We start from the raw sequence: 26721 nt of genomic DNA, 5'->3' as shown, positions 1-26721 counted from the left end.
GAGGGTAATGACAGGTGGCGAAGTGGCTGGAGAAGCTGGAAGCGATGGCGGGCGGAGGCCCTGGGGGACCGAAGCGAGTGAAAATGCTGCGCCTCCTGCTCATTATCGGCTGTGTTGGAGCGCTGCTGATGCTGATTAATTCTTTCCTCACCTTTAACAAAGTTGAGCCTTCCTTACAGGGGCAGGGGCAAAATCTGCAGTCAGTAGATGACACGGTCTGGACCAGCTCAGGCTCGCAGGAAGGAGCCTCATTCGAAACGGTGGAGCAGCCGCTGGAGGCGAGGCTTAAGGAAATTTTGGAGAAAATCGTTGGTGTTGGCGAGGTGGATGTTCTGGTCACTATTGATTCAACGGAGGAAATCGTCGTTGAACGCAATGAGAAGGAGACGCAGTCGGTGACAGATGAGAATGATAAAAACGGGGGCAAACGGCATATTACGGCGATTAACAAGGATGGCGAGGTTGTACTCGTCGAGGTGTCCGGCGATCAGAAGCCGATTATCAAAAAGACGATCAACCCACGCATTCGCGGCGTCCTCATCGTCGCCAAGGGTGCGGAAAACGTAACCGTCAGACGTTTAATTATAGATGCGGTCGAAAAAGGCGTAAATGTCGCGGCAACTCGCATTTCTGTTGCACCGAGGAAGCAATAATCCAGCTTTTATACCATTTTGAGGAGGGTGTTCACATGAACACGAAAAGACAAACGATTTGGCTCGTATCGATGCTCAGCTTGATGGTGGTACTGTCCGCCTATTACTTGTTTACGCAGGACGCAAGCTCGCCAGAATTGCTGACAGACAACACGCAGCTGGAGCAGACGGTGAGACAGGGAGCGACGGAGGCTGCGGGCAGCGGCATCGTCGTGGATGAGGTTCAGCAAGGTACAGACAATGGGGTGAGCGAAGCTGATAAAGAGGTGCTGGAGCAGTATGAGCAAGGGGGAGTGGCAACGAGCGTATTCGCAGATATTCAGCAGAAGCGGACACAGGATAATAACGAGGAGCTGGATAAGCTGATGGCGGATATCGCAAATACACAAGTAGATAAAGAAAAATCTACTGAAGCGGCTAAACAGCTTTCCTTGCTCGAAGAAAAAAATGTAAAGCTGACAGAGCTGGAAGAACAGCTGATGCAAAACTATGAATCCGCAATCGTGGATGAAGAAAACAACGTTTATAAAGTCGTCGTAGCCAGCGAGAAGCTTGAGAAAAATCAAGCAGCCGATATTGTTGATCTCGTCATGAAGAAAATGGAAATCAATGCCGATCAGGTATCCGTGCAGTTTGTTCCTTAATGAGGCCTTGCAAGAGCATAAAATCCCGGACGTCAGCTATGCTGGCGTTTTCGGGATTTTTCCCATGTCCAATGATGCACAGGAATAGGGTTTCGCCTATATAATGCAAAAAAGGATAAAGGAGCAAACCATACGCTATGTATCGCTATTATCCCGCTCATCCCCATCAAATGGTCAAACCGCCTCATCCTGCATGCTGGACAGCGTCCAGTATAGAATTGAACCGCAAGCTTAGGGCATTATGGGTGCAGCATGTGTACTGGACGAGATTGACGGTGAACAGCATTGTTGACCGTCTTGGCGACGAGCAAGCAACGACCGCTAGACTGCTGAGGAACCCAACCGACTTTGCCGCGGTGCTTGAACCTTTTTATGGTAGGGCTATTGCGGCAAGGTTTGCCGAATTGCTGCGGGAGCATCTTGTTATCGCAGCCGAGCTCGTCAAGGCGCTCCAGGCTGGAAATAGCTCAGCGGCAGCGGATGCCCAAAAACGCTGGTATATGAACGCAGAAGACATTGCCGATTTCCTAAGCCGGATAAATCCTTTTTGGTCCAAAGTGGAATGGAAAACGATGCTTGATGAGCATCTAAGGCTGCTTACTGGCGAAGTGGCAGCCCGGCTTGCTAAAAACTATGAGCAAAACGTTGCCTTGAATGATTTAATTGAACCGCAGGCGGCTGAAATGGCAGACGTAATGACGAACGGAATTATCCAGCAGTTTCCTTCTTTATTTTCCATTTGATCAAAAAATAGCGGAGTTCAGGTTTTTTTATCGCCTGGGCTGCCGTTATTATTTAAATTTTAGCAAGTAAAAGTTAACCCCTAATAATCGGCTTATATTTCACCCGCGAAATGGTAGCTTTGCCGCCAGAGGATGGCGACTGCCTTTACGCTTGATACGCTGCTTAATTGTGACTGAGGAGAGAGTGAACAGGACGTTTTTTGTAGAGGGGGCAGGCAGCTGTTTAAGGGGGATTTTATGCATTTGTAAAAAATAATTCGTGTTCCTGAGCGTTTATGATATAATGTTAAACGTTATTGTGCCAATTAATAAAAGTGAACAATGCAAGCTAAGCTTACTATGCGGTTTTACTGCCGCAACATAAAGCGGATGCCTACGAAGCGGTTTTGCTACCGCAAACTAGGCAAATGCTTACGTAGCGGTTTTGCTACCGCAAAACTAGGTAGATGCTTACGAAGCGGTTTTGCTACCGCAAAACTTTAAGGAGTGAAAAATTCATGTTCAAATTGAGCGAGATTAAAGAATTGATCAAGCTGGTCGATCAAACCTCCGTTCATGAGCTGGAAATCGAAAACGAAGGGACTCGCCTGCTAATTCGCAAGCCCGGGAAAACGGAAGTCGTCAATGTGCAAGCAGCCCCGCTAACGCATACATATTCACAGCAGCCTGTTCCCGTTTACACACAGGCACCTGCTACTCAGCCAGCTTCGCAGTCTACAGCGTCTGAAACACCTGCAGCGCATGCTGCAAGTGAGAATTTGCACCAAATTACGTCCCCAATGGTTGGTACTTTTTACAGCTCGCCAAGCCCTGATGCTGCGGTATTCGTAAAACCAGGCGATCGCATATCCGAGAAAAGCGTCGTTTGCATTTTGGAAGCAATGAAGCTGATGAACGAGCTGGAAGCGGAAGTACGCGGTGAAATCGTCGAAGTACTTGTAACGAATGGCCAATTGGTGGAATACGGGCAGCCGCTATTTCTGGTTAAGCCGGAATAACAGCATTGCTCCTTCTGGGAGAACTAGCCATTTGAAAGGAGTAACAATGTGAATTTCCAAAAAATTCTTATTGCCAACCGCGGCGAAATCGCCGTGCGTATTATTCGCGCTTGCCGCGAACTAGGCATTACAAGCGTAGCCGTTTATTCGGAGGCGGATCGCGATTCGCTGCATGTGCGCCTAGCAGATGAAGCTTATTGCATCGGACCTACTTTGTCGAGGGACAGCTATTTGAATTTAACGAACCTGATGAGCGTAGCTACCATTACGGAATGTGATGCGATTCACCCAGGCTATGGTTTCCTTGCTGAAAATGCGAATTTCGCGGAAATCTGCGAATCCTGCAACATTACGTTTATCGGTCCTTCACCTGAAGCGATTAGCAGAATGGGCGACAAGGCGGTAGCCAAGCAAACGATGCAGCAGGCGAACGTTCCGGTTATTCCAGGCTCTGAGGGCTTGATTGAGACAATGGAAGAAGCGGTTGTAGTCGCACGTCAAATTGGCTATCCCGTTATCATTAAGGCAACTGCAGGCGGAGGCGGCAAAGGTATCCGTATTGCTGACAGCGAGGAAATGCTCGTTTCGCAAATTACGACGGCGCAGCAGGAAGCACAGAAAAATTTCGGCAATGCAGGCGTCTATTTAGAAAAATATTTGACAGGCATGAAGCATGTCGAAGTTCAAATTATGGCGGACAAGCATGGCAACGCTGTACATCTTTTTGAACGCGATTGCTCGGTTCAGCGACGTCGCCAGAAATTGGTAGAAGAGGCGCCGTGTCCAGTTCTGTCTCCCGAGCTTCGTGAAGCGATGGGACAAGCGGCTGTTCGCGCAGCGCTTTCCGTTCAATATTCAGGCGCAGGAACGCTTGAATTTTTGCTCGGGCCGGACGGCCAGTTTTATTTTATGGAAATGAATACTCGTATTCAGGTTGAGCATCCCGTTACAGAAATGATAACGAATGTCGATCTGATTAAAGAGATGATTTCCGTAGCGGAAGGCAATCCTCTTTCCTTTAAGCAAGAAGATCTTGCGATTAATGGCTGGTCGATCGAATGCCGGATTAACGCAGAGGATCCGGAGCGTAATTTTATGCCGTCTCCTGGACATATTCCGTTCTATCTAGCTCCAGGCGGCACAGGCGTGCGGGTCGACAGCGCGGTTTATCCGGGTTATACGATTTCGCCGCATTACGATTCCATGATCGCCAAGCTGATCGTTTGGGGAAGAACGCGTGAGGAAGCGATTGCCCGCATGAAGCGAGCTTTGTCAGAATTCGCGATTGAAGGCATAAAAACGACGATTCCTTTCCATCAAAAACTGCTGGAGCATCCAAAGTTTATTGAAGGGAATTTTGATATCAAGTTCCTCGAGGAATATGATGTTTACCATCCAGAGCAGGCTGAAGCAAAAGCTGCGGACAATCTGTAATGGTTTGTCATATTTCATGGCGAATGATATAGTATAGAAATAAGATGCGGAAGCTTTACCCGTTCGATGCAGGGCGGGACGCGCAACTTTAGGGAGGTGTAAAGCTATCATGAGTACAACAGCAACGGAGTATGAGAAAACGGACATTGGCGTTATTCAGATCGCACCCGAGGTTATTGAAGTCATTGCTGGACTGGCTACAGTTGAGGTGCCTGGTGTAGCTGGCATGAGCGGCGGTTTCGCAGGCGGAATCGCAGAGATGCTTGGACGTAAAAATTTGTCTAAAGGCGTTAAAGTTGATGTTGGACAGCGTGAGGCGGCGATTGATGTATCCATTATTGTGGAATACGGCAACCGCATTCCAGAAATCGCTTCGGAAATTCAGCGCAATGTGAAACGTTCGATTGAAACGATGACAGGTCTGCATGTTATTGAAGTGAACGTACATATCCACGATGTTCATTTCAAAGCTGCTGAGAAGCCGGTAGAGGAAGACCAACTGCTGCGCGTCAAGTAATAACTGCATGGAAGAGAATTGACTATAACCCCCTCGTGATCGGCATGCCGCTCGGCGCAAGGGGGTTTTCATTCGGTCTGCCCGGAGGAGGCATTTGCATTGTTTAGAATTGTGGACAAGTTGCTATTGTTTATTTATAGCATCGTAATCGGTGCCGCTTCCATTATGATCGCATGTGTTGGCTTTAATTGGATTTCGAAGCGAGCGCTTTTAACGGCTTTAGACCGTCTTTTTGAGCAACAATCGCTTCAAATTTCCGTTATTATTGTTGGGATTGTCTTGTTTTTGCTCAGCTTGAGATTTTTTATTGTTTCCTTGCATCGCGGCTCTGCCGCTCCGCCTTCAATTGATCAACGGACAGATTTTGGCGACATTCGCATTTCCATTGAAACGATTGAAAATCTAGCCCTTAAAGCAGCTTCCAAACGCCGTGGGGTTAAAGATTTGCGTGCGCGCATTCGTACTTCCGACTCTGGCCTTGACATTGTGCTTCGCGTGTTTGTTGATGGAGAAAGCTCTATCCCAACACTCACGGAAGAGATTCAGCTTGCTGTCAAAAGCCATATTGAGGATATTACAGGCATACCGGTTTCGAATGTGACGGTATTCGTGGCGAATGTCATTCAGACAGGCATGTACAAGAGTCGCGTGGAATAGAGGTGGGCTAGCGGATGTGGAGGGAATTTTGGGTTCATTACGGAAAGCGGACAATTGGCGCAGCAGCAGGTCTTTTTTTCGGCTTCGTGTATTTGTTTGCTGGTTTTTGGGATATGCTGGTTTTTATGCTGCTTATTTCAGTCGGTTATTGGATAGGCAAAAAGAAAGATTTGCGGCAGGATCCGGTCGCTCCATGGCAGCAAGTTTGGAGCGTACTAATGGAAAGATTTCGCCCGTTTAGATAATCCTGTGGTCTCCTCCGTTCTCCGGAAGCCGGATTGCCGGTTGTTCGAGGCAGGGAGGAGATCATAGGTTTTTTTGAAATTATAAGACTTTATAAGTGATGTGCTTATATTTGGCTTTGCCGCCAAAGAACGGCTTCAGCCGTTTACGCTAGCAATAATAAATTTCAGTAAGCAGTGCAACTGCTGTGGAGGTCCCATGAAACGTAGATTAGCGAGAGAAATTGCAGTATCAAGTTTGTACCAAATGGAAATGAATGAAGTCACTGCTGATGAAGCGGTGGACATGCTTCTTGAAGAGGCGCATTCCGCTAATGAGATCGGCGCAGAGCCAGGAGATATTGGCAATGCGGATGATGATTTTGTAAGACAGCTCGTCATGGGCGTCGCGGAGCGGAAAGCGGCGATTGACGACATGCTGCAGGATCATTTGACCGGTTGGCAGGTTGACAGGCTGTCTCGGGTAGACCGTCAGGTTTTGCGTCTGGCATGCTTTGAGATGGTATTCAGCGACGATGTGCCGCCGAAAGCGGTTATCAATGAGGCAATTGAACTAGCGAAGCATTTCGGCACGGAAGAGTCTGGCAAGTTCGTAAATGGCGTGTTAGGCAAGCTGATTAGCGGACTTGATCAACTGAAAGCCGAGCCTGATCATACAAACTAGGAAACCGCCGGCGCGAAAGGCCGGTTGGCAAGAAGGGGAGCGACACATTATGAGCGCACATATCATTTTAGGCAAACAGATTTCGGATCTTATTCGTGAGGAAATTGGGGCAGATACGGCTTCGCTTAAAGAAAAGGGTGTTGTTCCGGGTCTTGCAGTTGTATTGGTTGGTGAAGATCCCGCTTCTAAAGTATACGTCGGTTCCAAGGAAAAGGCCTGCCAGCAGCTTGGATTATATTCCGAGGTTCACCGTTTGGCCGAATCGGCAACGGAAGAGGAAGTTTTGGCGCTGATCGCCAAGCTTAATGAGCAGGATAGCATTAATGGTATTTTGGTGCAGCTGCCGCTGCCTAAGCATATTAACGAGAAGGCTGTTATTGATGCGATTCGTGTGGAAAAGGACGTCGACGGTTTCCATCCTGAAAGTGTGGGTAATCTGGTAATAGGCGATGATAGCTTGCTGCCATGTACGCCGGCGGGCGTTATTGAACTAATTAAACGCAGTGGCGTTGATATTGCAGGCAAGCATGCAGTTGTCATAGGACGAAGCAATATTGTCGGCAAGCCTGTCGCAATGCTGCTGCTTAGAGAGCATGCTACGGTGACGATCTGCCATTCCAAAACAGCGAATATGGAAGAGATCGCCAAGCAGGCGGATATTCTTGTCGTAGCCATCGGCAAAGCGAAAGCGATTGACAGCAAATTCGTGAAGCCAGGCGCAGTCGTTATTGATGTGGGCATTAACCGTCTGGCTGATGGCAAGCTGGCGGGCGATGTGGATTACGAGGATTGCCTGGAAACTGCTGGTTATATTACGCCTGTGCCAGGCGGCGTCGGTCCAATGACGATTACGATGCTGATCCAGAACACCATTAAGGCAGCTAAGCGCGCAAACGGAATCGGAGAGTAAGGCGATGAAAGAACAGCCGCGGGTTTATTCGATAAAGGACATTAACCGATATATCCGGATGAAAATGGACTCGGACGCTGTGCTTGGCGATGTGTGGCTGCGCGGAGAGATTTCTAATTTTACGCATCATTCCAGCGGTCATATGTATTTTACACTTAAGGATAAAGACAGTCGGTTGAAATGCGTCATGTTTGCTTCGCATAACCAGCGGCTGCCTTTTATTCCTCGTGAAGGCGCTAAAGTGATGGCGCGCGGAAACATTTCTGTCTATGAGCGGGATGGCAACTATCAGTTTTATGTGGCCGCCATGCAGCCAGATGGTATTGGAAGCTTGTATCTCGCTTTCGAGCAGCTCAAGAGCAAGCTGGAGGAAGAAGGGCTGTTTGCCGCTGAGCGTAAGCGCCCGATTCCACGCTTTCCTAGAGCGATCGGACTGATTACTTCGCCGACAGGGGCAGCGGTTCGCGATATGATGATTACGCTGCAGCGCCGCTATCCCGCTGCGCGTATTTATGTTTATCCGGTGCTGGTGCAAGGAGCGCAAGCAGCACCTTCCATTTCACATGCGATAGAAGCAATGAATCGTTTTGGCGAAATCGACGTATTAATTGTAGGACGCGGCGGCGGCTCGCTTGAAGAGCTTTGGGCGTTTAATGAAGAGCAGGTAGCGCGCAGCATCGCTGCATCCGCTATTCCAATCATCAGCGCAGTCGGCCATGAGACCGATTACACGATTGCTGACTTCGTTGCAGATTTGCGGGCAGCGACGCCTACTGCAGCAGCTGAACTGGCTGTACCGCATGCAGCCGAGCTGGAGAAGCATTTAAGCAGGCAGCGCCAGCAGCTGGAGCAATCGCTGCGCCAGCTTATACGCAGCCGCAAGGAGCAGCTTGCACGTGTGCGCCGTTCGCCTTTTTTCCTTTATCCTCGCAAATATTTGCTGGAGCAGGCGCAGCGCCTTGATTTGCTGGAGGAACGCTTGCGCCAGCGAACACTTAAAGCAGCGCAGCGCGGGCGAAGCAGGCTGGAGCGATTGCATGCGACGCTTGCCGGGCATCATACGGGGCAGCGCGTGCATTTTGCCGCAAGCAGGCTTAAAGGAACTTCGAAACGGCTGGAACAGATCATCCAGCAAACGCTGCAAGAGAAGCAGCTTAGGCTCCATAGCTCCATACGCCAGCTTGATGCGCTTAGTCCGCTTAAGGTGATGGCAAGGGGATACGGATTAGTTTATGAAGAGTCGGAGCAGCGCTTGGTCAAGTCAGTAGCAGATGTGAAGGTAGGGGATACCGTACAGGTGAAACTAGCCGATGGGCAGATGACCTGTGAGGTATCGTCGTTGGAGGGAGAGGGCAGCAGTGGCAAAGAAAGAAGCAACCGAGCTTAGCTTTGAGCAGGCGATGGAGCAGCTTGACACGATTGTAGAAAAGCTTGAAAACGGTGATGTTCCGCTGGAGACGGCGATTGATCTATTTCAAGAGGGCATGCGTCTGTCAAAGCTGTGCAGCGGCAAGCTGGAGCAGGTGGAGCAGAAGATCGAGACGCTCATTGAAACAGAGCAGGGCTTTCAGAAAAAAACGTTTGCTCCACCGAGCGAAGACAAAGGAGAATAACGCTTGAGCGACACGGTTTTGATAAAAACTTATTTGGCGCAATGCGCCGCCATCGTAGAGCAGGCGCTAACCGATGTGCTGCCTGCGCAGTGGGAGGTTCCGGATAAGCTCCGTGAATCCATGATGTATTCCCTGGAAGCGGGTGGAAAACGCTTGCGGCCGGCTCTTGTGCTCGCTGTAGCTGAGGCTATTAGCGGTGATGAAGATACGGTGAGCAAAGCCTTGCCTGTAGCTTGCGCGATTGAATGCATACACACGTATTCCTTAATTCATGATGATTTGCCAGCGATGGATAATGATGATTATCGCCGCGGCAAACTGACGAACCATAAGGTTTACGGAGAGGCTATGGCGATTTTGGCTGGTGACGCGCTGCTGACCCATGCGTTTCATTTAATTCCTAAAGCGGCTAAAGCTGGCGGTGTCAGTGCGCAGGTTGCACTCGATATTGTGGAAGATTTGGCGATGCTTGCCGGAGCCAGAGGCATGGTCGGTGGGCAAGTAGCAGATATGCTGGGTGAGCAGGGCATCACGTCGCTTGCAGAGCTTGAATATATTCATTTGCACAAAACCGGCGATCTGGTTGTGTTCTCTGTTACAGCTGGCGCACGAATTGGCGGTGCAACGGAAGAGCAGATCAAACTGCTGGAGCAGTATGGCCGCAATATTGGGCTAGCTTTTCAAATTCAAGATGACATTCTAGATTTGATCGGTGATGAGAGCAAGCTTGGCAAGAAGACGAACAGCGATGTCGAACAACAAAAAGTAACATATCCTTTTCTGATGGGGCTTGAAGATAGCAAGGCTCAAGTAGAGCGTTTGACGCAGGACGCGAAGTCAGCGGTGCTGAGTGCGGGACTTGCAGCACCTGACAGACTGCTGCAAATCGCTGATTATCTGGTGCAGAGGGATCATTAATCCGCTCTAATGTCTTAAGCATTGGGAAAAAAATAAAGCCTATGTTATAATAGTTTAAATATTTTGACGTCTATTGAACAGTGATGTCTGCTGTTCGCGAAAGCGAGGAAGTACTGTGCTGCTTGAACATATAAACGGTCCTCAGGATTTAAAAGGGTTTTCCAAGAAAGAACTGGAGCTGCTTGCAGGTGAAGTGCGCCAGTTTCTCATTGAGAAGCTTTCCGTTACGGGTGGTCACCTTGCTTCCAATCTAGGAGTTGTGGAGCTGACGCTCGTTCTTCATTATTTATTTGACAGCCCAAAGGATAAATTTGTATTTGATGTAGGTCATCAATCTTATGTGCATAAAATTTTAACAGGGCGCATGGATCGCTTCGATTCACTGCGTCAATATAAAGGCATGTGCGGGTTTGTGAAACGCGACGAAAGCGTGCATGATGTTTGGGAAGCCGGACATAGCAGCACATCACTGTCTGCAGCAATTGGTATGGCGATGGCGCGAGACTTTAAAGGCGAGGACAATCGGGTTGTTGCCGTCATTGGCGACGGTGCTTTGACTGGCGGGATGGCCTTTGAGGCGCTTAATCATATCGGTCATGAGAAGAAAAAAATGATTGTGGTACTGAACGACAATGAGATGTCCATTGCGCCGAATGTCGGTGCGATGCATCAATATCTAGGGAAAATCCGTTCTGATCGCCATTATCAGAAGGCGAAGGAAGAACTGCAGCATTTCTTGAATAAAATTCCTGCTGTCGGCGGCAAGCTGGCCAAGACGGCGGAAAAGTTTAAAGACAGCCTGAAATATTTGCTTGTAACCGGCATACTTTTTGAGCAATTTGGTCTCACTTATTTGGGACCAGTTGACGGACATGATATGGAGCAGCTTTTGGATATTTTCCGCCAGGCAGATTCCGTGCCAGGACCTGTTCTTGTGCATGTGGTGACGGTTAAAGGTAAAGGCTACTCTCCAGCGGAAGCAGATTCACACAAATGGCATGGCATCTCTCCTTACAAGATCGAGTCGGGTCAGGTTGTCAAGGCCGTCGGCTCGCCAATGTATACGCAGGTATTTGGCGATGTGCTGATTGAGTTGGCCGAGAAGGATGAGCGCATTATTGCCGTTACGCCTGCTATGCCGGGCGGATCAGGGCTAATGGAATTCGCAGCTCGTTTTCCAGGGCGCATGATCGATGTTGGCATTGCTGAGCAGCATGCGGCGACGATGTCTGCGGCACTGGCAATTGAAGGAATGAAGCCGGTATTTGCCGTTTATTCTACGTTTCTGCAAAGAGCGTATGATCAGGTTGTGCATGATATTTGCCGCCAAAACTTGAATGTTATTTTTGCTATCGACCGTGCTGGCTTTGTTGGTCCCGATGGGGAAACCCATCATGGCGTGTACGATATTCCATTTTTGCGTCATGTGCCAAATCTCGTCATTATGATGCCAAAGGATGAAAATGAGCTGCGCCGGATGATGAAGACGGCGGTTGATTATAATGAGGGTCCGATTGCGGTCCGTTATCCGCGGATCAACGGTCTTGGCGTAACCATTGATGCTGAGCTGCTGCCGCTGCCAATCGGTTCATGGGAAATTGTGCGTGAAGGTGATTCGGCAGTTATTATTGCTATCGGACCTATGCTGCAAGTGGCGGAAGAAGCAGCTGATCTGCTGAAGCGTGATGGCATGAATGTCCGTATTGTAAATGCTCGCTTTATTAAGCCTATGGATGAGCAAATGCTGTTGTCTCTTGCTAATGAAGGTAAAAACATCATTGTGCTGGAAGAAGGAGCAGAACTTGGCGGTCTAGGCAGTGCGATTCTTGAATTTTACTCACTCCGTGGTATTTATGGCCTGCCAATCCGCATTGTCGGTATTCCAGACCAATTTATTGAACATGGTTCCATTAAAGAGCAGCGCGCTGAAGTGGGCCTGACGGGCGAACGGATAGCGGCTGAGCTCAAAAACATGCATCCTCGCAGTAAAATGCGCATTACTGGACAGCATTAGAAGGCTAGGTAACAGAATGACGACACCTAAAGAACGAATAGATGTGCTGCTCGTCGAGCGTGGTTTTTATGAAAGCAGGGAGAAGGCGAAGAAAGCGCTAATGGCAGGCCTTGTTCTGGTGGACAACGAACCGATCGATAAGAGCGGAATGAAAATTGCTCGCACGGCGGATATTAAAGTAAAAGGCGCTATTCATGCCTATGTGAGTCGTGGGGGCCTAAAGCTGGAGAAGGCCATTCGCGCCTTTGAGCTGGATCTCGCTGGACGTACGATGCTGGATATTGGAGCTTCGACTGGGGGTTTTACGGATTGCGCTTTGCAAAATGGAGCGGAATACGTTTATGCCATTGACGTGGGCTACAATCAGCTGGATTGGTCGCTGCGCCAAGATCCACGTGTGAACGTCATGGAGCGCGTTAACTTCCGTTATATAAAGCCTGAAGAGCTGCTAGGGCCTAAGCCTACATTTGCCACTATTGATGTTTCTTTTATCTCATTGAAGCTCATTTTGCCTGCGCTGGCTGGATTAATTGATCCAGGCTCAGGCGTGATGGCGTTAATCAAGCCGCAATTTGAGGCAGGGCGAGATAAAGTAGGGAAATCTGGCGTGATAAGGGACTCTAAGGTACATGCAGAGGTACTGCGCAATGTAACGCAGGCTGCTGCTGAGATGGGTTATACGCTGCGTGATCTATCCTTTTCACCTATTACAGGCGGAGAGGGCAATATTGAATTTTTAGCTTACTGGATTTGGGATAACCAGCCTAATCAGCAGGTTCCCGATGATGCGGCAATTATGGAGCTCGTCAAGCAGGCGAGCGGTACCTTTTCCGCTGAAAAACAGTAACAAGCTGCGAGGGGAATGCCTGCATCGCTAAGGCGATCAGGCGTTCCCCTATTTTTTACTTTACAGAGTTGGGTCTTTTTTGATACACTGGACTCAACCAAACATGCGTTCGCTTTATAAACATTGACAGGAATATGCCTCGTCCATCACGAACCAATACATATAAGGATGTTTTGGATGGAGGGTTGCATATGGACAAATACGGTGACTGGTTAATTATGCTAGTTGCCTCCGCCTTGTTAATCCTGTGGTTGTTTCGATTGTTTCATCGCTGGCTGCATGAGCCAGCCTCCTTTAACCGCTTGAAGCTTGGTAAAGGTGTTCCGCTTGATCCGAATGATGAGAACGTTCTGTTTCTTGAGCAGAGTGGATATCACGTCGTTTCAGGCAAGCACCGGATCCCCATTCAGATTGACTTGGATGGCCAAGAGCTGGACAGCCGCTTGTATATAGATTATATTGCAGAACTTGACGGAGAGTTATACATCGTGAAGACTGCAAGGGATCGTATGCCGATGGATTGGACGGGAAGCGGAATAAGGGACAGGCTGCTTGTGTACGCGCTGTTGCTGCCGAAATGCCAGGGTATCCTGTTTATTAATGTGAAGGAACGCTCCATTAGAAAAGTTGTTTTTCAGTTGTAGAATAGCATGTTTGGGAGGCGCTTTATTTATGAAGGGAATACGTCAATTTAAAATTAAGGAAATTATTACGAATCAGGTTGTGGAGACGCAGGAGGAGCTAGTTGAAGCACTGCGCAATACCGGATTGCAGGTAACGCAAGCTACAGTATCACGTGATATTAAGGAGCTTATGCTCATTAAGGTTCCAGCAGAGGATGGCAGATACAGATATTCGTTGCCGCAGGAGAAACAACGGATCAATCCGATTCATAAGCTCAAGCGGGCACTGCTCGATCACTTCGTAAACATCGATTTCACAGACAATTTGGTCGTAATGAAATGTTTGCCGGGCACAGCCAATACGATTTGCGCGCTGCTGGACAATATGGAGTGGCAGGAAGTAATGGGAACCATTTGCGGAGACGATACGATTTTGATTATTTGCCGCACGAAAGCTCAGAGCAATGAGGTCGTAGAGAGGTTGCTGGAGCTATTGAACTAACACACCAATTTTAGGAGGCATCAGTTTATGTTGCGAGAGCTGTCCATTCGAAATTTAGCTGTAGTTGAGCAGGTGACGGTTTCGTTCCACCATGGCTTTCATGTTTTGACGGGGGAGACGGGAGCGGGTAAATCCATCATTATTGACGCGCTTAGCTTAATTGTTGGAGGACGGGGCTCCGCAGATATGGTCAGGTATGGCTGTCAGAAGGCGGAAATGGATGCGATGTTTGATTTGCCGCGGATGCATCCTGTATGGCATGTGCTGGAGAGACTAGGAGTAGAGGCATTACATGACGAGATGCTTGTCATTCGTCGTGAGCTCACCTCCCAAGGCAAAAGCAGCAGCCGAGTGAATGGACAGCTGGTCACCATGACGATGCTTCGTGAAATTGGAGAATGCTTAGTTAATATTCATGGTCAGCATGAGCATCAATCTTTGCTGCGAACAGAGAGGCATCTGGAGTGGCTTGACATGTTCGCAGGTGACTTATTGATTGAGCGCAAGCAGACTTATAAAGCGGTATACAAAGAGCTGCAGCAGGCAAGAGCGGCGCTGCGAGAGCTTGAAGATTCAGCACGCCATAATGTGCAAATGCTGGACTTGTACCGTTTTCAAATCGAAGAAATTTCAAATGCCCAGCTCAAAGTTGGAGAAGATGAAAGCTTGGCTGAAGAGAAACGCAAGCTGCAATACGCCAGCAAACGGATGGATAATGTAACAGAAGCTTATTCTTTATTGTATGGCGATGCTGGCTTGGATGCTTTGAATAAAGCGATTATTAAGCTATCGGATATTCAGACGTATGATCCAAATATTGTCGGGCCGTTGCTTGAACAGCTCCAATCGGCTTATTATCAAGCTGAGGATGCCGCTTTTCAACTTAGAGATTACAGAGATACCATTGAATCAGATCCGGAGCAGCTTTCGACTATCGAGGATCGTCTAGACCTCATTCATGGTTTGAAACGTAAATATGGCGAGAGCATTGAGGATATTCTCGTTTATTATAAAAGTATCGTCGTGGAGCGCGACAAGATCGAAAACCGCGATGACTATTTAGAAAAGCTGCGTAATAGCGAAGCAACGCTGTTTAAGTCGGCACTTGAACTTGCTGAGGAGCTGTCGAAGCTGCGCAATCATGCTTCAACACGTTTGGCGGAGTCCATTGAGCGTGAGCTGCGTCAATTACAAATGCCTAATACGATTTTTTCTGTTCAAATGGACAGAATAAAGCAGCATGATCAAAAGGAATCAGCTGTAGTGCTTAATAGCAATGGCTGTGACGAAGCAGTGTTTATGCTGGCTCCCAACCCTGGAGAGCCGCTTAAACCATTGAATAAAATTGCTTCAGGCGGCGAGATGTCGCGGGTTATGCTTGCCCTGAAAGCGATATTTGCTGAGCATGATCAAATACCAGTACTCATATTTGACGAAGTGGATACCGGTGTAAGCGGACGCGCGGCACAATCGATTGCAGAGAAGCTTTCCCAACTATCGCGTCGCTGCCAAATTTTCTCTATTACGCATTTACCGCAAGTAGCTTGTATGGCCGATCACCATTATGAGATCCGCAAGCAAGTCGTTAATCAGCGTACAGCGACCTCCATTAAAGAAATTATGAGCAGTACCCGGATAGAGGAGCTGGCGCGCATGCTGGGTGGTGTCGAAGTCACCGAGAAAACGAGACATCATGCACAAGAAATGCTTGATTTGGCATTGCGACAGAAAGGAGCCTAATGGAGGGCATTCAGGGAAGTTTTTTGTGGTCATAAAACGGTCGGGGCAGGGTAAGTTAAAGGTACGCCAATGGCGATTAAACCTTTATCGTCATGCGATGGAATTACAGGGAGCGTGAAATCATTGAACTCCAGCAAGAGGAAGAGATGGTTCGGTCTGGTTCTCGTGATTTTGATTTGCATGGTAGGCTTCTCCACACCGTTTCAGCACTTAGCCTCAATCCCGAATGAACTGCGATTGTTCACAGGCCAATCGAAACGATTACAATATGGAGTTCCTGTTCATGCTCAAGTTACGGTGGACCCGCGTATGCTTCAAGTGAATGGCTCATCGACCCGGTCTTTATCAGTCAATTTGAACGAACCGCTATCCTTGCATTCGCAGCAAAGCGGCGAGACGAGGATGAAAGTGAAATTATTCGGTAAAATTCCTTTCAAGACGGTGAAAGTCAATGTTGTGCCTGATTTAAAGGTCATTCCTGGTGGTCAAACCATTGGGGTTAAGGTGAAGTCAGCGGGGATTTTAGTCGTCGGTCATCATCAAGTGACTAGTCAGAATGGCAGCAAACAGTCTCCAGGTGAGCTTGCAGGATTGCGTCTTGGCGATTTGATTGTCAAGATCGATGGGCAGAAGGTTACCGAAGTGAGGAAAGTAGCAGAGCTCGTTGGTCAGGCAGGCAACAACAAGAAAGCGCTTGATATTGTATATAAGCGTAGCGGGCAATTAAGCAAAACCGTTTTGAATCCATCTTATGATGCTGAGGATCGAACGTGGCGGCTAGGGCTTTATATACGCGACTCTGCTGCTGGTGTAGGCACACTGACGTTTTATGCTCCTGATCAGGGCGTTTACGGAGCACTTGGACATGTTATTACTGATATGGACACGCAAACAGCTATCGAAGTTGGCGATGGTCAAATTCTTCAATCCAGTGTAACGTCGATTAACAAAAGCCAAAATGGCGAACCGGGCGAAAAAAGGGCCCATTTTGTGAAGGAAAGTAAAGTGTTAGGCAATGTAGAACGAAACACGCCATTTGGTATTTTCGGAAAAATGAATGAAAACCCTACCCATAGCTATAACAGCAGTGCTTTGCCGGTTGCTTTTGCTGAGGAGGTAGCTGAAGGTCCTGCTCAAATTTATACCGTAGTAAACGGGCAAAAGGTTGAGAAATTTGATATTGAAATTTCTCATGTTATGAAGCAGAACAGTCCGGCAACTAAAGGAATGGTTATCAAAATAACGGACAAGCGTTTGCTTGATAAAACGGGCGGCATAGTACAAGGTATGTCAGGCAGCCCAATTATTCAAAATGGCAAGCTGGTTGGTGCGGTGACCCATGTTTTTGTAAATGATCCCACATCGGGTTATGGATGTTTCATTGAATGGATGCTTCAAGATGCAGGGGTGTTATTGAAATCTACATTACAGCAGGACAGTCAAACAGCAGCATAAAAACAACCGCCAGCGGCAGTGTGCTTATAAGCTGCAGGCGGTTGTTTTATTTTTGTGGAAGGCCTTCTTTTGTCGAAACTCAGCGAAACGAAGCGCTAAATGTAAATAAATAATCAGTATAACGGTATTGAGAAAAAAAATAAAGAAAAATAATTTTCGACAGAAGGAATTTATATCGACGTGTCGAAAATGTTACTCAAGACAACTAGGGGAAGGTTCAAGAGTGAAAATTGGATTATCATTTGAGGGAGGATAATATCTTGCAAAAAATTGATGTATTATTGGCAGATGACAACAGAGAATTTACAAATTTGTTATCGGAATACATATCCGATCAAAGTGATATGAATGTGAGCGGCGTAGCGTATAACGGTGAAGAAGTGCTGAGGCACTTAGAAGAATCCCGTAAAATGCCGGATGTACTCATTCTTGATATTATTATGCCTCATTTGGACGGACTTGGCGTTTTGGAGCGCTTGCGGGAAATGAACATTTCTCCAATGCCTAAAATCATTATGTTGACCGCTTTCGGTCAAGAAAATATCACACAAAAAGCAGTTCAATTGGGTGCTTCTTATTATATTCTCAAGCCTTTCGATATGGATATTTTGGCTAACCGGATTCGCCAGCTGTTTGGAAATTCTTCATACTCGGCATCTTCTTCTTACAATTCGAATTCATCAACAGTGAAATCGAATGTCGTGCCGCTTGCTAAAGGCAAAAACCTAGATGCCAATATTACAAGCATTATTCATGAAATCGGTGTGCCTGCTCATATTAAAGGCTACCAGTATTTACGCGAAGCGATCACAATGGTGTATAACAATATCGAAATTTTGGGTGCGATTACAAAAACGTTATATCCAGCAATCGCGGAAAAATTCAAAACGACACCATCCCGCGTCGAACGAGCGATTCGCCATGCTATCGAAGTCGCTTGGACGCGCGGCAACATCGACAGCATCAGTCACCTATTTGGCTACACGATCAATATCAGCAAGTCCAAGCCTACGAACTCGGAGTTTATCGCGATGGTGGCGGATAAGCTGCGGATTGAGCATAAGGTTAGCTGAACGTAGGCTGGGTAAGGGTTTGCGCCATTTGTACGGCCACTGATTCGGTGAATTTGTGAACAAATCTGCGCCATCGTTCCAACAAACATTTTCGTAACCATTGCGGTAAACTCGCACAGTTCCGAAAAGTCGACGTATCATAGATTACACGATAAAATGCAATATAGATACTGACGTTAACAGCGGTCACTTACGGGACTTATCCCGTAATGTGGCCGTTTTCTTTTCATATTTCGTTACATATATCTACGATACACGTATTAGCTAAAAAGAAAGTCGTAGGGGGTTTAAGCAATCAAAAAGTTAAATATCGCTCTTCTAGGGTTCACTATAATTACGATGTTATCAACAGGATGCTCAAGCGAAAAAGACGTTCCGGTAGAAGGGAGTACCAGTTCTACGCCGGGATCAGACATGTTTCCGTCTTCTAGTCTGTCAGCAGAGGCGCCTCCGGAGCCGTCACCAAGCGCGGGTCCATCCGCTGCTCCATTTGATTGGGCGACCGCTGAAGTGTCAGAGGGAAATGTCAAACAGGCGCTAAAGAGCAACGTAGGAGCTGCGTTTGCTATTCCGGTAGAGGCCGAGACTTTCCGTAAATTCGTGTCTAGTTTCGATGATCAAGGAGAATACCTAGCGATTACGGTTAATCCGGGAATATTTGCGGATGAAAAAGATTTTGTCAAGAAAGCAGGTGGATCGTTAGTCGCGTACTCTAAGATTCTGTTTGAGAATCCGGAAGTATACGAGATAACCGTAAACGTGCTCATCAACGATGTGGCTGGCGGAGAAAATGAGGGTGTGTCCATTTCGTGGAGAAGAGAAGAAGCGGAACGCATCAATTATGACATAGTGTTGGAGAGCATGTTCGGGGATTACACGATACCGTATAAACTAGCACGTAAGTATTCGGTTCAAAAAGCGTTATACGAAGGGTTAACGAATTTTGAACTTCCGCAATATAACAATTTATAGATCGCACCAAATAGTGAGCTCATTGCGAGGGTAGCAGATAAGCTGCGAATGGAGCATGCCGATACCGTTTATTATTGGATTTTAAAATTCCAATAACAAACGGTATTATATTTTTCAAAACCATCTTGCTAGTGGTCGTACAATTCAACCATTGTTATAATGACATTGCGGTCATTTAGGCCAATTGTGCCTGCGAGAGGTTGTGCTGTAATGGGGAAGCCAAACGATTTGATAGATCATATAAAGACAAAAGAGGATTTTATCCAATTTGTTTCTTTACTCAGAGACAATCTCGCTCATAAACCGGAAGAGTGGGAGAATAGAGCATTAGCCGATTATTTTGATGCAATTGAAAGCTGGATGCAGGATATGGATGGGTTTTATCAAAATCAAAACAAAGAAACACCGGCAGATGCATCCTGGCAGCTTTTCGCTTCCATTCTAATGGCTGCTAAATACTACGAATGAACCAAAGGAGGGTATTCATGACTTGGACGCTGGACAGCATATATAATCGTAACAAAGAAGCACCTTACACTTTTTATTTGCCTAGCCCTCAAATGTTAAAGCTGCTGCAGGTTGGGGAATTTGTGAAGTTGATCTTTTTGTCCGATGAGGAGCACGAGCAATTTATTGGCGAAAGAATGTGGGTTGAAATTGTGGAGCGAAATGAGGACAACTTCAAGGGCTTGCTCAGAAATATACCTTCTTATATAGCTGAACTAAGCTATGGGCAAGAAATTCAATTTACTTATGAGCATATATGCGATACGAAGCTAGAAGACCCAGAAGCGAGCAAATGGAATTATTATATGGATACCAAAATCGTAATGACCCGAGATGCTCTAGAAAAGAGAAGCTTCAATCTCATGTTGAAAGATGAACCGAATGAAGAGAATCATTTAGGATGGATCTTTTTTAGCGGCTATGAGCCTGAAGGATACAATGGAAATCTGGAAAATTACCAAGTTGTATCTCTTGGAGCGGCGCTTAATATTGACGATTCTTTTTTAGCATTTGTAGATGCCGAACCGTTTTCTGCCTATGAAAGAGATAGTAAATCGGGAAAGTTTAATAAACTAATTGATTATGATTGGGGTTGATTCACAAATTGAATAATTATTGTTACAGAGTTTAATAGCGGAAAAAAAGCTCATGCAGGTTCGAATAGAACGCAAGTTGCCCTGCAACAAACAAGTATTAGTAGAACCCTGCATGAGCTGCTCCCATCTAAGTGAAATTCAATTTGTTTAACTAGTAAAACCCCGACTCCGCGTGCTTGTCACTTTCAAAGTTGGATTTTTTCACTTAGCATGATGATCCATCTTTTTCATAAAATCGTCTAAGGCGAGATGGAAGCGTTCAAACGGTAGTGATAAAAATTGGATCCGTTTTCTAATACGGGCTTGTTTTCCAGTATCATCATGATAAAACATGAATTGATCTATATTTTTATCCAGCTTCTCTCTAAGTGTTAATATAAAACCGATAGCGATATGAGTTTGGGCCAGTTCCTGCAAATCAGCAGCAAGTGCCTCGCTTATGCTGCGCATGTTTGGAAGATTTAAAGATTTTTGAATGAAAAACGAATCTGGCGTGAAATCTACGCGGAAGTCCTGTCCAGGCACTTGCTCCCAAAAATCGTTCCATTGCTGCAAATATCCCGTCTCATAAAGGACGTATTTAATAAACCCACATAACCATGCGGTACAGCTTGTATTGCGACGCTGGCATCCAACCCGATCTGAAAGATGGCTGCAGCCGCTGCAGCAGGAACCGCTATTTGAAATGCAAACTTTGCAAATATGCTCTGATCCTATAGATTGCAGAGAGGCCATTCCAAGGTCAATGACCACTTGCTTGCTAATTTCATGCGGTTTTTCATCAAAGATTAGCGAATTTTCTCTTGATGGGTGGTCAATTGTAAATCGGGGCATTCGCATCCTTACCTTTCCTGTGAATCAATTTAAAATCAAATATTCAAAAGTATGAATATAAGGAGTATTATACCCGTTAAGAAATTAATGGACAAGCGTACGGATCGTTTTCAATCATTTCTTGATATGTGCTATGATATTCATATATTTAAAAGTTTAATAGTAAGGAGAAGTTTATGAATCAGCACATTCAACAGTTTAAAGCCGATTTTTATAAAGCATTGGCTCATCCCATGCGGATTCGCATTCTTGAAGTATTAAGTGAAGGGGAAAGGAACGTAAATGAGCTGCAAAGCATTTTAGGATCGGAAGGTTCAGCCGTATCGCAGCAGTTGGCTGTTTTGCGCAATAAAAACGTTGTCCACAGTGTGAAAGAAGGCACCTCCGTCATTTACTCCTTGCGTGATCCATTAATTAAGGACTTATTGTCAGTAACGAAACAGATTTTTGACAATCATCTCGTTGATGCCATTACCCTACTGGAAGATATTCGTAAAGAGCCATAATTGAAAAAACAAGGGAATCCGTGAGCAAGATTTAGGAAAACCTTGTTTTTTTGCTTTTTATAAGGACTTATTCGAAAACTCGACTGAATATTGTGTTTGACATAAAGGAAGCGTAGGAGTATCTTTTCCTTATATTCAAATAATCAAATATATGAAGAAAAGAAGGTTGTGGCGAATGAAGGGAAGAGAGAGATTTGATGGATATCAATTATCTGCGCTTCGCAAGGATATGGTTTCGGGCCTCATTGTCGGTATTATCGCCATTCCACTCGGAATGGCGTTTGCTATTGCTTCAGGCGTCAGGCCTGAATACGGCCTCTATACGACCATAATAGCGGGCATTCTTATCTCGACTTTCGGAGGTTCAAAATTTCAGATTGGTGGCCCTACGGGTGCTTTTATTCCTATTCTTTTCGCTATTGTACTGCAATATGGCTATGAAAATTTATTGCTTGCTGGTTTCCTGGCGGGAATTATGCTTGTTGTGATGGGTCTTTTTAAGCTGGGCTCGTTGATTACATTTATACCTCGGCCTGTTACAATTGGGTTTACCGCAGGAATTGCCGTCATCATCTTCAGTGGGCAAATCGCTAACTTTTTAGGTTTGAAAGGGATCGAAAGGCATGAAGATTTTTTGTCTAATATGAAAGAGATTGGGTTTCATGCTACGACTTTAAATAGCTACAGTCTGCTGACGGCTGGTATTTGTTTGGTGATTATTCTGCTGGCACCGAAATTTATGCCTAAGCTGCCTGGGGCTTTGTTGGGGCTCGTTGTATCGAGCGTCGTCGCAGCTTTATTTTTTAACGGAGAGGTGGCAACTATTGGTTCTGCTTATGGAACGATTCCGAGCACACTGCCTGAATTTCGCATACCCGACATGACTTGGGATCGGATAGTGAATTTGCTTAAGCCTGCTTTTATTATTGCCATGTTGGGTGGGATTGAATCGCTGCTGTCCGCTGTAGTAGCTGACGGTATGACTGGCAATCGCCACAACAGCAACCGCGAGCTTATTGGACAGGGGATCGCCAATATGATCACTCCGCTGTTTGGTGGAATACCGGCAACGGGAGCGATTGCACGCACAGCTGCTAATATTAAGAGTGGAGCAGCCTCGCCGATTTCCGGCATCATTCACAGCCTCGTCGTCCTGCTGGTGCTTATACTGTTTGCGCCTTATGCGTCTCATATCCCACTTGCCAGCATGGCTCCCATCTTAATGGTAGTTGCATGGAATATGAGTGAACGAAGCGCATTTATCCATGTTTTAAAGACGAAAACGAGTGATTCCCTTTTACTTGTCATCACTTTTATTCTTACGGTATTTACGAATCTAACAACGGCAGTAGAAGTGGGATTATTAATGGCACTGCTTTTATTTGTGAAACGGATGAGCCAATCCTTAACGGTCGAGAAGATGCTGCCAGATCCAAATCATAAACATGAAAAAGTCAGAGCAAATATGGTATACGAGGGACATGATTGTCCTCAGATTAGTATATATACGATTGACGGGCCTCTGTTTTTTGGAGCGATGAATAAGTTTGAACAGGTTATGAAAGATACGGCTAAACAGAGGTCTGAAATTTTGCTGCTGCGCCTTGGGAAGGTGCCTTTTATGGATACGACAGGAGCAGCTAATTTGACTACTTTAGTCAAGGGATTCCAGAAATCCGGGGGAATCGTGCTGCTGTCAGGAGCCCAACCACAGCCGCTGCAGATGCTGAAAAAAACAGGTTTATTTGAGCGCATGGGTACTCATCACTTTTTTGATCATACTGGTGAAGCAGTTGGCTATGCTTTGCTCCATCTGGATACAAATAAATGTTTGGGATGCAAGCATTTTGTATTCCGTGAATGCACGGCGCTATCCAATGGAGAAACGCAAAGCGTTACAAATCGAGGGGGAAATGATCCTATCCAAAAAAACGCTCCTTTATTGGTTACAGTGAACCAATAAAGGAGCGGAATGATTCATTAACTTCTTTGACTTATAGGCCAGTCTATTGTTATATCCGAATGTCAATGGATTGCGCTGCTGCCGCTGACTGTACGTTCGGTTTCTGAACAGAAGCCTCAGGCTCTCCCTCTGTCTGCCTGTTGTTTCGTTCTCTTACCTTGTCACTAGTTGCGACTTCACTTGTGAGTACTTTGCCGCGAGCGGCTTTCTCATCACTTTCTGAAGAGCTGTCATCCGTAGTGTTGATGTCATTGACAAGCTCGCCCATTTTTTGATCGACCGCATGAATTTGGCTGGTTGTTTTCGCCATCATTTCACGCTTCAGCTTGAAGACGGTTTGCTCGGCATTTTCCAGCATAGCGTATTTTCCAGCGTCGGTGTGCGGGTTGGATTCAATGACCATGCGGTCAAAACGAATGCCGCTTTCCATTGTGACGTTGGAGCCTTGCAATTTCTCTCGAACGCCGGCGAGCTTGCCGAGATGGTCATAGGTCATACTGTTTTTGACAGCATGGTCCATATTTTTCTCGGGATTGTCCGAAGTGCTTTTTTTAGGCTGGTCATCCTGAGAGGCGCCAATTTTGGTTTTATCCTGAATTTCTTCTGAACGAATCTGTGCAATTTGCGCGTCAATTTGGGAAATAGTGGCGGTTAATGCTTTTACGCGTTCCATTTTCAGCTTCGTGTCGAGCTTTTCATTCGTTTTGACGGATTGCATTTCTTCGTTTAATCTAGCTTTTTGCTTCATGAGCGCCTGAATTTCTTTTTCGCGTGGCGAAGCGGATGCGGTGCCTTCCCTCGATGCAGAAGTAGACGTTGAGCGTGTTGCTGATGAGGCAGATAATATAGCTGAAATGGCAAGCTCCCCCTTTTATTCATTATGATGATTGACTAATGGTTATATCGGAAATAATGGAAACAAAAATAATATACGTTTCAGCAAAAAGAAAAATGTTTATAGATTTTTACAATCCAGATGCTTGTTTTATTCGAGTTTACATATTGTGGAATGGAAGCTCCCGATACTCTGAAAAAAAGAAAAAGCCCCCACGAGCCACTTATAATGAAGTGTGGCATTTCGGCAGGAGCTTGATGCAAGGCAGCGATCATGCGAGCGAATAAGTGACTAAGCGGTTGGCTTTGGCGGCTTGGGACGCTTCGGACGGAAACGGGGAGCGACATAATTGCGCTTGCGGTCGCGGAAAAAAGTCCAGCCGCCGATAAAGCCGACACCAATGGCAAACAGCAGCAGGCCCAGCAGGAAGGGCAGCCATTCAAAGTTAGGCTGCATGTCATCATAGCCGAAGGAGACAAAGTAGTTGTAGACAGCATTTTTCATTTTTAAAAATCCGATACAGGCAAGTATGCCTGGAATGACAAGCAGCAAAATAGCAATCAGCCTTGCTGTAACTAGCTTCATAATTGAGTAACTCCTTAATGATAGTGAGATGGGCTTGTGCTAATATGATACCCTTTTCAGCGAAAAGTGTCTATTTCAGAAAAGTTTACGATGAAAACCGCTGCTAAAAAGGTTACAATAATAATGATGCAAACAAAAGACGCTCATAAATATAGCATACATATGAAATACAGGCGGAGGTTAAAATAGATGGCGGTAGAAGTAGATGTAGCTGTGCTGGGCGGCGGCCCAGGAGGATATACGGCGGCAATCCGCGCGGCCCAAATGGGGAAAAGCGTAGCGATTGTCGAAGCGGACAACCTTGGCGGAACATGCCTGCATAAAGGTTGTATTCCTAGCAAATCGCTGCTTAGAAGCGCGGAAGTATACGCCACTTTGCTGGAGTCAGATGCCTATGGCATTGCAGTAGCTGAAGGAGCGATCTCGCTGCAATTTGATAAAGTGCAGAGCCGCAAGGAACAGACGGTGGAACAGCTTCATAAAGGGCTGCAATATTTGATGAAAAAGCATAACATTCAAGTCATAAAAGGCAGAGGGCGCGTCATTGGGCCATCGATTTTCTCGCCTCGCAGCGGATCGCTCGCTGTCGAGCTCGCCGATGGAGAAATGGAGCAAGTCGTTTCCAAAAACCTGATTATTGCAACAGGCTCTAGACCTCGTTCTTTGCCTGGCTTAACGCCAGATGGCGAGTATATTCTCACAAGCGATGATGCGCTTGTTTTAGAGGAGCTTCCGGCATCGATTCTGATCGTAGGCGGCGGCGTAATCGGTGTGGAATGGGCATCGATGCTGCAGGACTTTGGCGTACAGGTGACGCTTGTTGAAGCGGGAGCGAGGCTGCTTCCTGGCGAGGATGCTGAGGTGTCGGCTGAGCTTACACGGCTGCTTAAGCGCCGCGGCGTTCGTATACTAACAAGTATGCAATTGAACACGGCTGAGCTAAGCGTGGGAGATGGTGAAGTTTCCATACCTGCTGCGACTGCGGATGGCGATGTGCTGCTAAGTGCAAGCAAGCTGCTGCTGGCCGTTGGCCGTCAAGCAAATGTGGAAGCAATTGGGCTTGAAAATACCGATATTCGCACGAAGGACGGTTTTATTCAAATCAATGAATTTGGCCAGACGAGTGAGCCGCATATTTATGCAATTGGCGATTGTATCGGCGGAGTTCAGCTTGCGCATGCAGCAGCACATGAAGGAATTGCGGCGGTGGAGCATATTGGCGGCCAGGGTCATACAGCGATAGAGCCGCATCTCATAACCCGCTGCGTATACTCGCGTCCGGAAATTGCCTCGTACGGATTGACGGAGGATGGCGCGAGAACGAAAGGCCATGACATTAAGACGAGTAAAGTCCCATTTCAAGCGATTGCTAAAGCGCTCGTACTTGGAGATGCGGACGGCTTCGTGAAAGTGATAGCCGACCGGGCGACCGGCGATATTTTGGGTGTTCATATGATAGGCCCGCATGCGACTGATCTTATTTCGGAAGCTGCGCTTGCTGGTTTCCTCAATGCAACGCCTTGGGAAGTCGGGCAATTGATTCATCCGCATCCGACGCTGTCCGAAGCGCTCGGTGAGGCTATGCTGGCGATAGACGGAAAGGCGACTGCGATGTAGCAGCTGCCCATGCTTGCTTAAAGCATGGGTTTTCTTTTTCCGCAAAAAGAGGTTATAAT

At 46.6% G+C, this 26721-nt stretch carries 29 protein-coding genes; 26 read left to right on the top strand and 3 right to left on the bottom strand.

Annotation, left to right across the window (positions count from 1 at the left end; genetic code table 11):
* Positions 1-14 precede the first annotated feature (14 nt).
* The 23 genes from spoIIIAG to MHB80_RS17885 all read left to right on the top strand — a co-directional run bounded on the left by spoIIIAG (position 15) and on the right by MHB80_RS17885 (position 20322).
* The gene (gene spoIIIAG, locus MHB80_RS17995; protein WP_341278265.1) at positions 15-653 is read left to right on the top strand and encodes a stage III sporulation protein AG; all 639 of its coding nucleotides are present in this window, start codon (positions 15-17) and stop codon (positions 651-653) included.
* Between the two features lie 35 nt (positions 654-688).
* Entirely contained in the window at positions 689-1297 is a 609-nt protein-coding gene (locus tag MHB80_RS17990; RefSeq protein ID WP_341278264.1) for a SpoIIIAH-like family protein, read from the top strand.
* Positions 1298-1434: 137 nt separating this feature from the next.
* Positions 1435-2040 (top strand): acetylglutamate kinase, encoded by a 606-nt coding sequence (locus MHB80_RS17985; RefSeq protein WP_341278263.1) that lies wholly within the window; start codon positions 1435-1437, stop codon positions 2038-2040.
* 497 nt (positions 2041-2537) lie between these two features.
* Positions 2538-3038 (top strand): acetyl-CoA carboxylase biotin carboxyl carrier protein, encoded by a 501-nt coding sequence (accB, locus tag MHB80_RS17980; protein WP_341278262.1) that lies wholly within the window; start codon positions 2538-2540, stop codon positions 3036-3038.
* Positions 3039-3086: 48 nt separating this feature from the next.
* Entirely contained in the window at positions 3087-4472 is a 1386-nt protein-coding gene (gene accC, locus MHB80_RS17975; protein WP_341278261.1) for an acetyl-CoA carboxylase biotin carboxylase subunit, read from the top strand.
* A 109-nt stretch (positions 4473-4581) separates the two neighbouring features.
* Positions 4582-4989, top strand: coding sequence for an Asp23/Gls24 family envelope stress response protein (locus MHB80_RS17970; RefSeq protein ID WP_046231945.1), 408 nt, complete (start codon positions 4582-4584; stop codon positions 4987-4989).
* 99 nt (positions 4990-5088) lie between these two features.
* The gene (gene amaP, locus MHB80_RS17965; RefSeq protein ID WP_341278260.1) at positions 5089-5646 is read left to right on the top strand and encodes an alkaline shock response membrane anchor protein AmaP; all 558 of its coding nucleotides are present in this window, start codon (positions 5089-5091) and stop codon (positions 5644-5646) included.
* A gap of 14 nt (positions 5647-5660) precedes the next feature.
* The gene (locus MHB80_RS17960; protein ID WP_338551834.1) at positions 5661-5891 is read left to right on the top strand and encodes a DUF2273 domain-containing protein; all 231 of its coding nucleotides are present in this window, start codon (positions 5661-5663) and stop codon (positions 5889-5891) included.
* 196 nt (positions 5892-6087) lie between these two features.
* Positions 6088-6552 carry a transcription antitermination factor NusB gene (gene nusB / locus MHB80_RS17955; RefSeq protein ID WP_341278259.1) on the top strand — a complete coding sequence of 155 codons (465 nt, stop codon included), beginning with the start codon at positions 6088-6090 and terminating at the stop codon, positions 6550-6552.
* A gap of 49 nt (positions 6553-6601) precedes the next feature.
* Complete coding sequence (gene folD, locus MHB80_RS17950; RefSeq protein ID WP_341278258.1) at positions 6602-7462, top strand: bifunctional methylenetetrahydrofolate dehydrogenase/methenyltetrahydrofolate cyclohydrolase FolD; 861 nt, start codon at positions 6602-6604, stop codon at positions 7460-7462.
* 4 nt (positions 7463-7466) lie between these two features.
* Entirely contained in the window at positions 7467-8849 is a 1383-nt protein-coding gene (gene xseA, locus MHB80_RS17945; protein ID WP_341278257.1) for an exodeoxyribonuclease VII large subunit, read from the top strand.
* Positions 8821-9075, top strand: a complete 255-nt coding sequence (gene xseB / locus MHB80_RS17940) for an exodeoxyribonuclease VII small subunit (protein WP_074904853.1) — start codon at positions 8821-8823, stop codon at positions 9073-9075. Before xseA ends, xseB begins: the two co-directional genes overlap by 29 nt.
* Positions 9076-9078: 3 nt before the next feature.
* Positions 9079-9993, top strand: coding sequence for a polyprenyl synthetase family protein (locus MHB80_RS17935; protein WP_341278256.1), 915 nt, complete (start codon positions 9079-9081; stop codon positions 9991-9993).
* Positions 9994-10108: 115 nt separating this feature from the next.
* On the top strand, positions 10109-12007 hold the full coding sequence (dxs, locus tag MHB80_RS17930; protein ID WP_341278255.1) for a 1-deoxy-D-xylulose-5-phosphate synthase: 1899 nt from the start codon (positions 10109-10111) through the stop codon (positions 12005-12007).
* A gap of 16 nt (positions 12008-12023) precedes the next feature.
* The gene (locus MHB80_RS17925; RefSeq protein ID WP_341278254.1) at positions 12024-12854 is read left to right on the top strand and encodes a TlyA family RNA methyltransferase; all 831 of its coding nucleotides are present in this window, start codon (positions 12024-12026) and stop codon (positions 12852-12854) included.
* Positions 12855-13045: 191 nt separating this feature from the next.
* Complete coding sequence (locus MHB80_RS17920) at positions 13046-13498, top strand: hypothetical protein (protein ID WP_341278253.1); 453 nt, start codon at positions 13046-13048, stop codon at positions 13496-13498.
* Between the two features lie 28 nt (positions 13499-13526).
* A complete protein-coding gene (argR, locus tag MHB80_RS17915) occupies positions 13527-13979 on the top strand; it encodes a transcriptional regulator ArgR (RefSeq protein WP_046231955.1) in 453 nt (150 codons plus the stop codon).
* A 27-nt stretch (positions 13980-14006) separates the two neighbouring features.
* Entirely contained in the window at positions 14007-15719 is a 1713-nt protein-coding gene (gene recN / locus MHB80_RS17910) for a DNA repair protein RecN (protein ID WP_341278252.1), read from the top strand.
* Between the two features lie 123 nt (positions 15720-15842).
* Positions 15843-17174, top strand: a complete 1332-nt coding sequence (gene spoIVB / locus MHB80_RS17905; RefSeq protein WP_341278251.1) for a SpoIVB peptidase — start codon at positions 15843-15845, stop codon at positions 17172-17174.
* 260 nt (positions 17175-17434) lie between these two features.
* Positions 17435-18247 carry a sporulation transcription factor Spo0A gene (gene spo0A / locus MHB80_RS17900; protein ID WP_341278250.1) on the top strand — a complete coding sequence of 271 codons (813 nt, stop codon included), beginning with the start codon at positions 17435-17437 and terminating at the stop codon, positions 18245-18247.
* A 510-nt stretch (positions 18248-18757) separates the two neighbouring features.
* Positions 18758-19219, top strand: coding sequence for a hypothetical protein (locus tag MHB80_RS17895; protein ID WP_341278249.1), 462 nt, complete (start codon positions 18758-18760; stop codon positions 19217-19219).
* A gap of 210 nt (positions 19220-19429) precedes the next feature.
* Positions 19430-19687, top strand: a complete 258-nt coding sequence (locus MHB80_RS17890; protein ID WP_341278248.1) for a hypothetical protein — start codon at positions 19430-19432, stop codon at positions 19685-19687.
* A gap of 17 nt (positions 19688-19704) precedes the next feature.
* Positions 19705-20322 carry a DUF2185 domain-containing protein gene (locus MHB80_RS17885; protein ID WP_341278247.1) on the top strand — a complete coding sequence of 206 codons (618 nt, stop codon included), beginning with the start codon at positions 19705-19707 and terminating at the stop codon, positions 20320-20322.
* A 201-nt stretch (positions 20323-20523) separates the two neighbouring features.
* On the opposite strand, the gene MHB80_RS17880 is transcribed toward MHB80_RS17885, so the two are convergent.
* The gene (locus MHB80_RS17880; RefSeq protein ID WP_341278246.1) at positions 20524-21156 is read right to left on the bottom strand and encodes a hypothetical protein; all 633 of its coding nucleotides are present in this window, start codon (positions 21154-21156) and stop codon (positions 20524-20526) included.
* 176 nt (positions 21157-21332) lie between these two features.
* Here MHB80_RS17880 and MHB80_RS17875 point away from each other — a divergent pair, with 176 nt between their 5' ends.
* Together MHB80_RS17875 and sulP are read left to right on the top strand one after the other, a co-directional pair.
* Positions 21333-21662 carry a metalloregulator ArsR/SmtB family transcription factor gene (locus MHB80_RS17875; protein WP_341278245.1) on the top strand — a complete coding sequence of 110 codons (330 nt, stop codon included), beginning with the start codon at positions 21333-21335 and terminating at the stop codon, positions 21660-21662.
* Positions 21663-21837: 175 nt separating this feature from the next.
* Positions 21838-23625 (top strand): sulfate permease, encoded by a 1788-nt coding sequence (sulP, locus tag MHB80_RS17870; protein WP_341278244.1) that lies wholly within the window; start codon positions 21838-21840, stop codon positions 23623-23625.
* 49 nt (positions 23626-23674) lie between these two features.
* On the opposite strand, the gene MHB80_RS17865 is transcribed toward sulP, so the two are convergent.
* Together MHB80_RS17865 and MHB80_RS17860 are read right to left on the bottom strand one after the other, a co-directional pair.
* Positions 23675-24472 carry a FlxA-like family protein gene (locus tag MHB80_RS17865; RefSeq protein ID WP_341283020.1) on the bottom strand — a complete coding sequence of 266 codons (798 nt, stop codon included), beginning with the start codon at positions 24470-24472 and terminating at the stop codon, positions 23675-23677.
* Positions 24473-24751: 279 nt separating this feature from the next.
* Positions 24752-25045 (bottom strand): DUF2627 family protein, encoded by a 294-nt coding sequence (locus MHB80_RS17860; protein WP_338551817.1) that lies wholly within the window; start codon positions 25043-25045, stop codon positions 24752-24754.
* 189 nt (positions 25046-25234) lie between these two features.
* Here MHB80_RS17860 and lpdA point away from each other — a divergent pair, with 189 nt between their 5' ends.
* Complete coding sequence (gene lpdA / locus MHB80_RS17855; RefSeq protein ID WP_341278243.1) at positions 25235-26662, top strand: dihydrolipoyl dehydrogenase; 1428 nt, start codon at positions 25235-25237, stop codon at positions 26660-26662.
* Positions 26663-26721 lie beyond the last annotated feature (59 nt).

It is taken from the genome of Paenibacillus sp. FSL H8-0537 (genome assembly GCF_038051995.1).
Classification (GTDB): Bacteria; Bacillota; Bacilli; order Paenibacillales; family Paenibacillaceae; genus Pristimantibacillus.
Note: the sequence above shows the minus strand (reverse complement) of the source record. Positions and strands in the feature narration are given on the sequence as shown.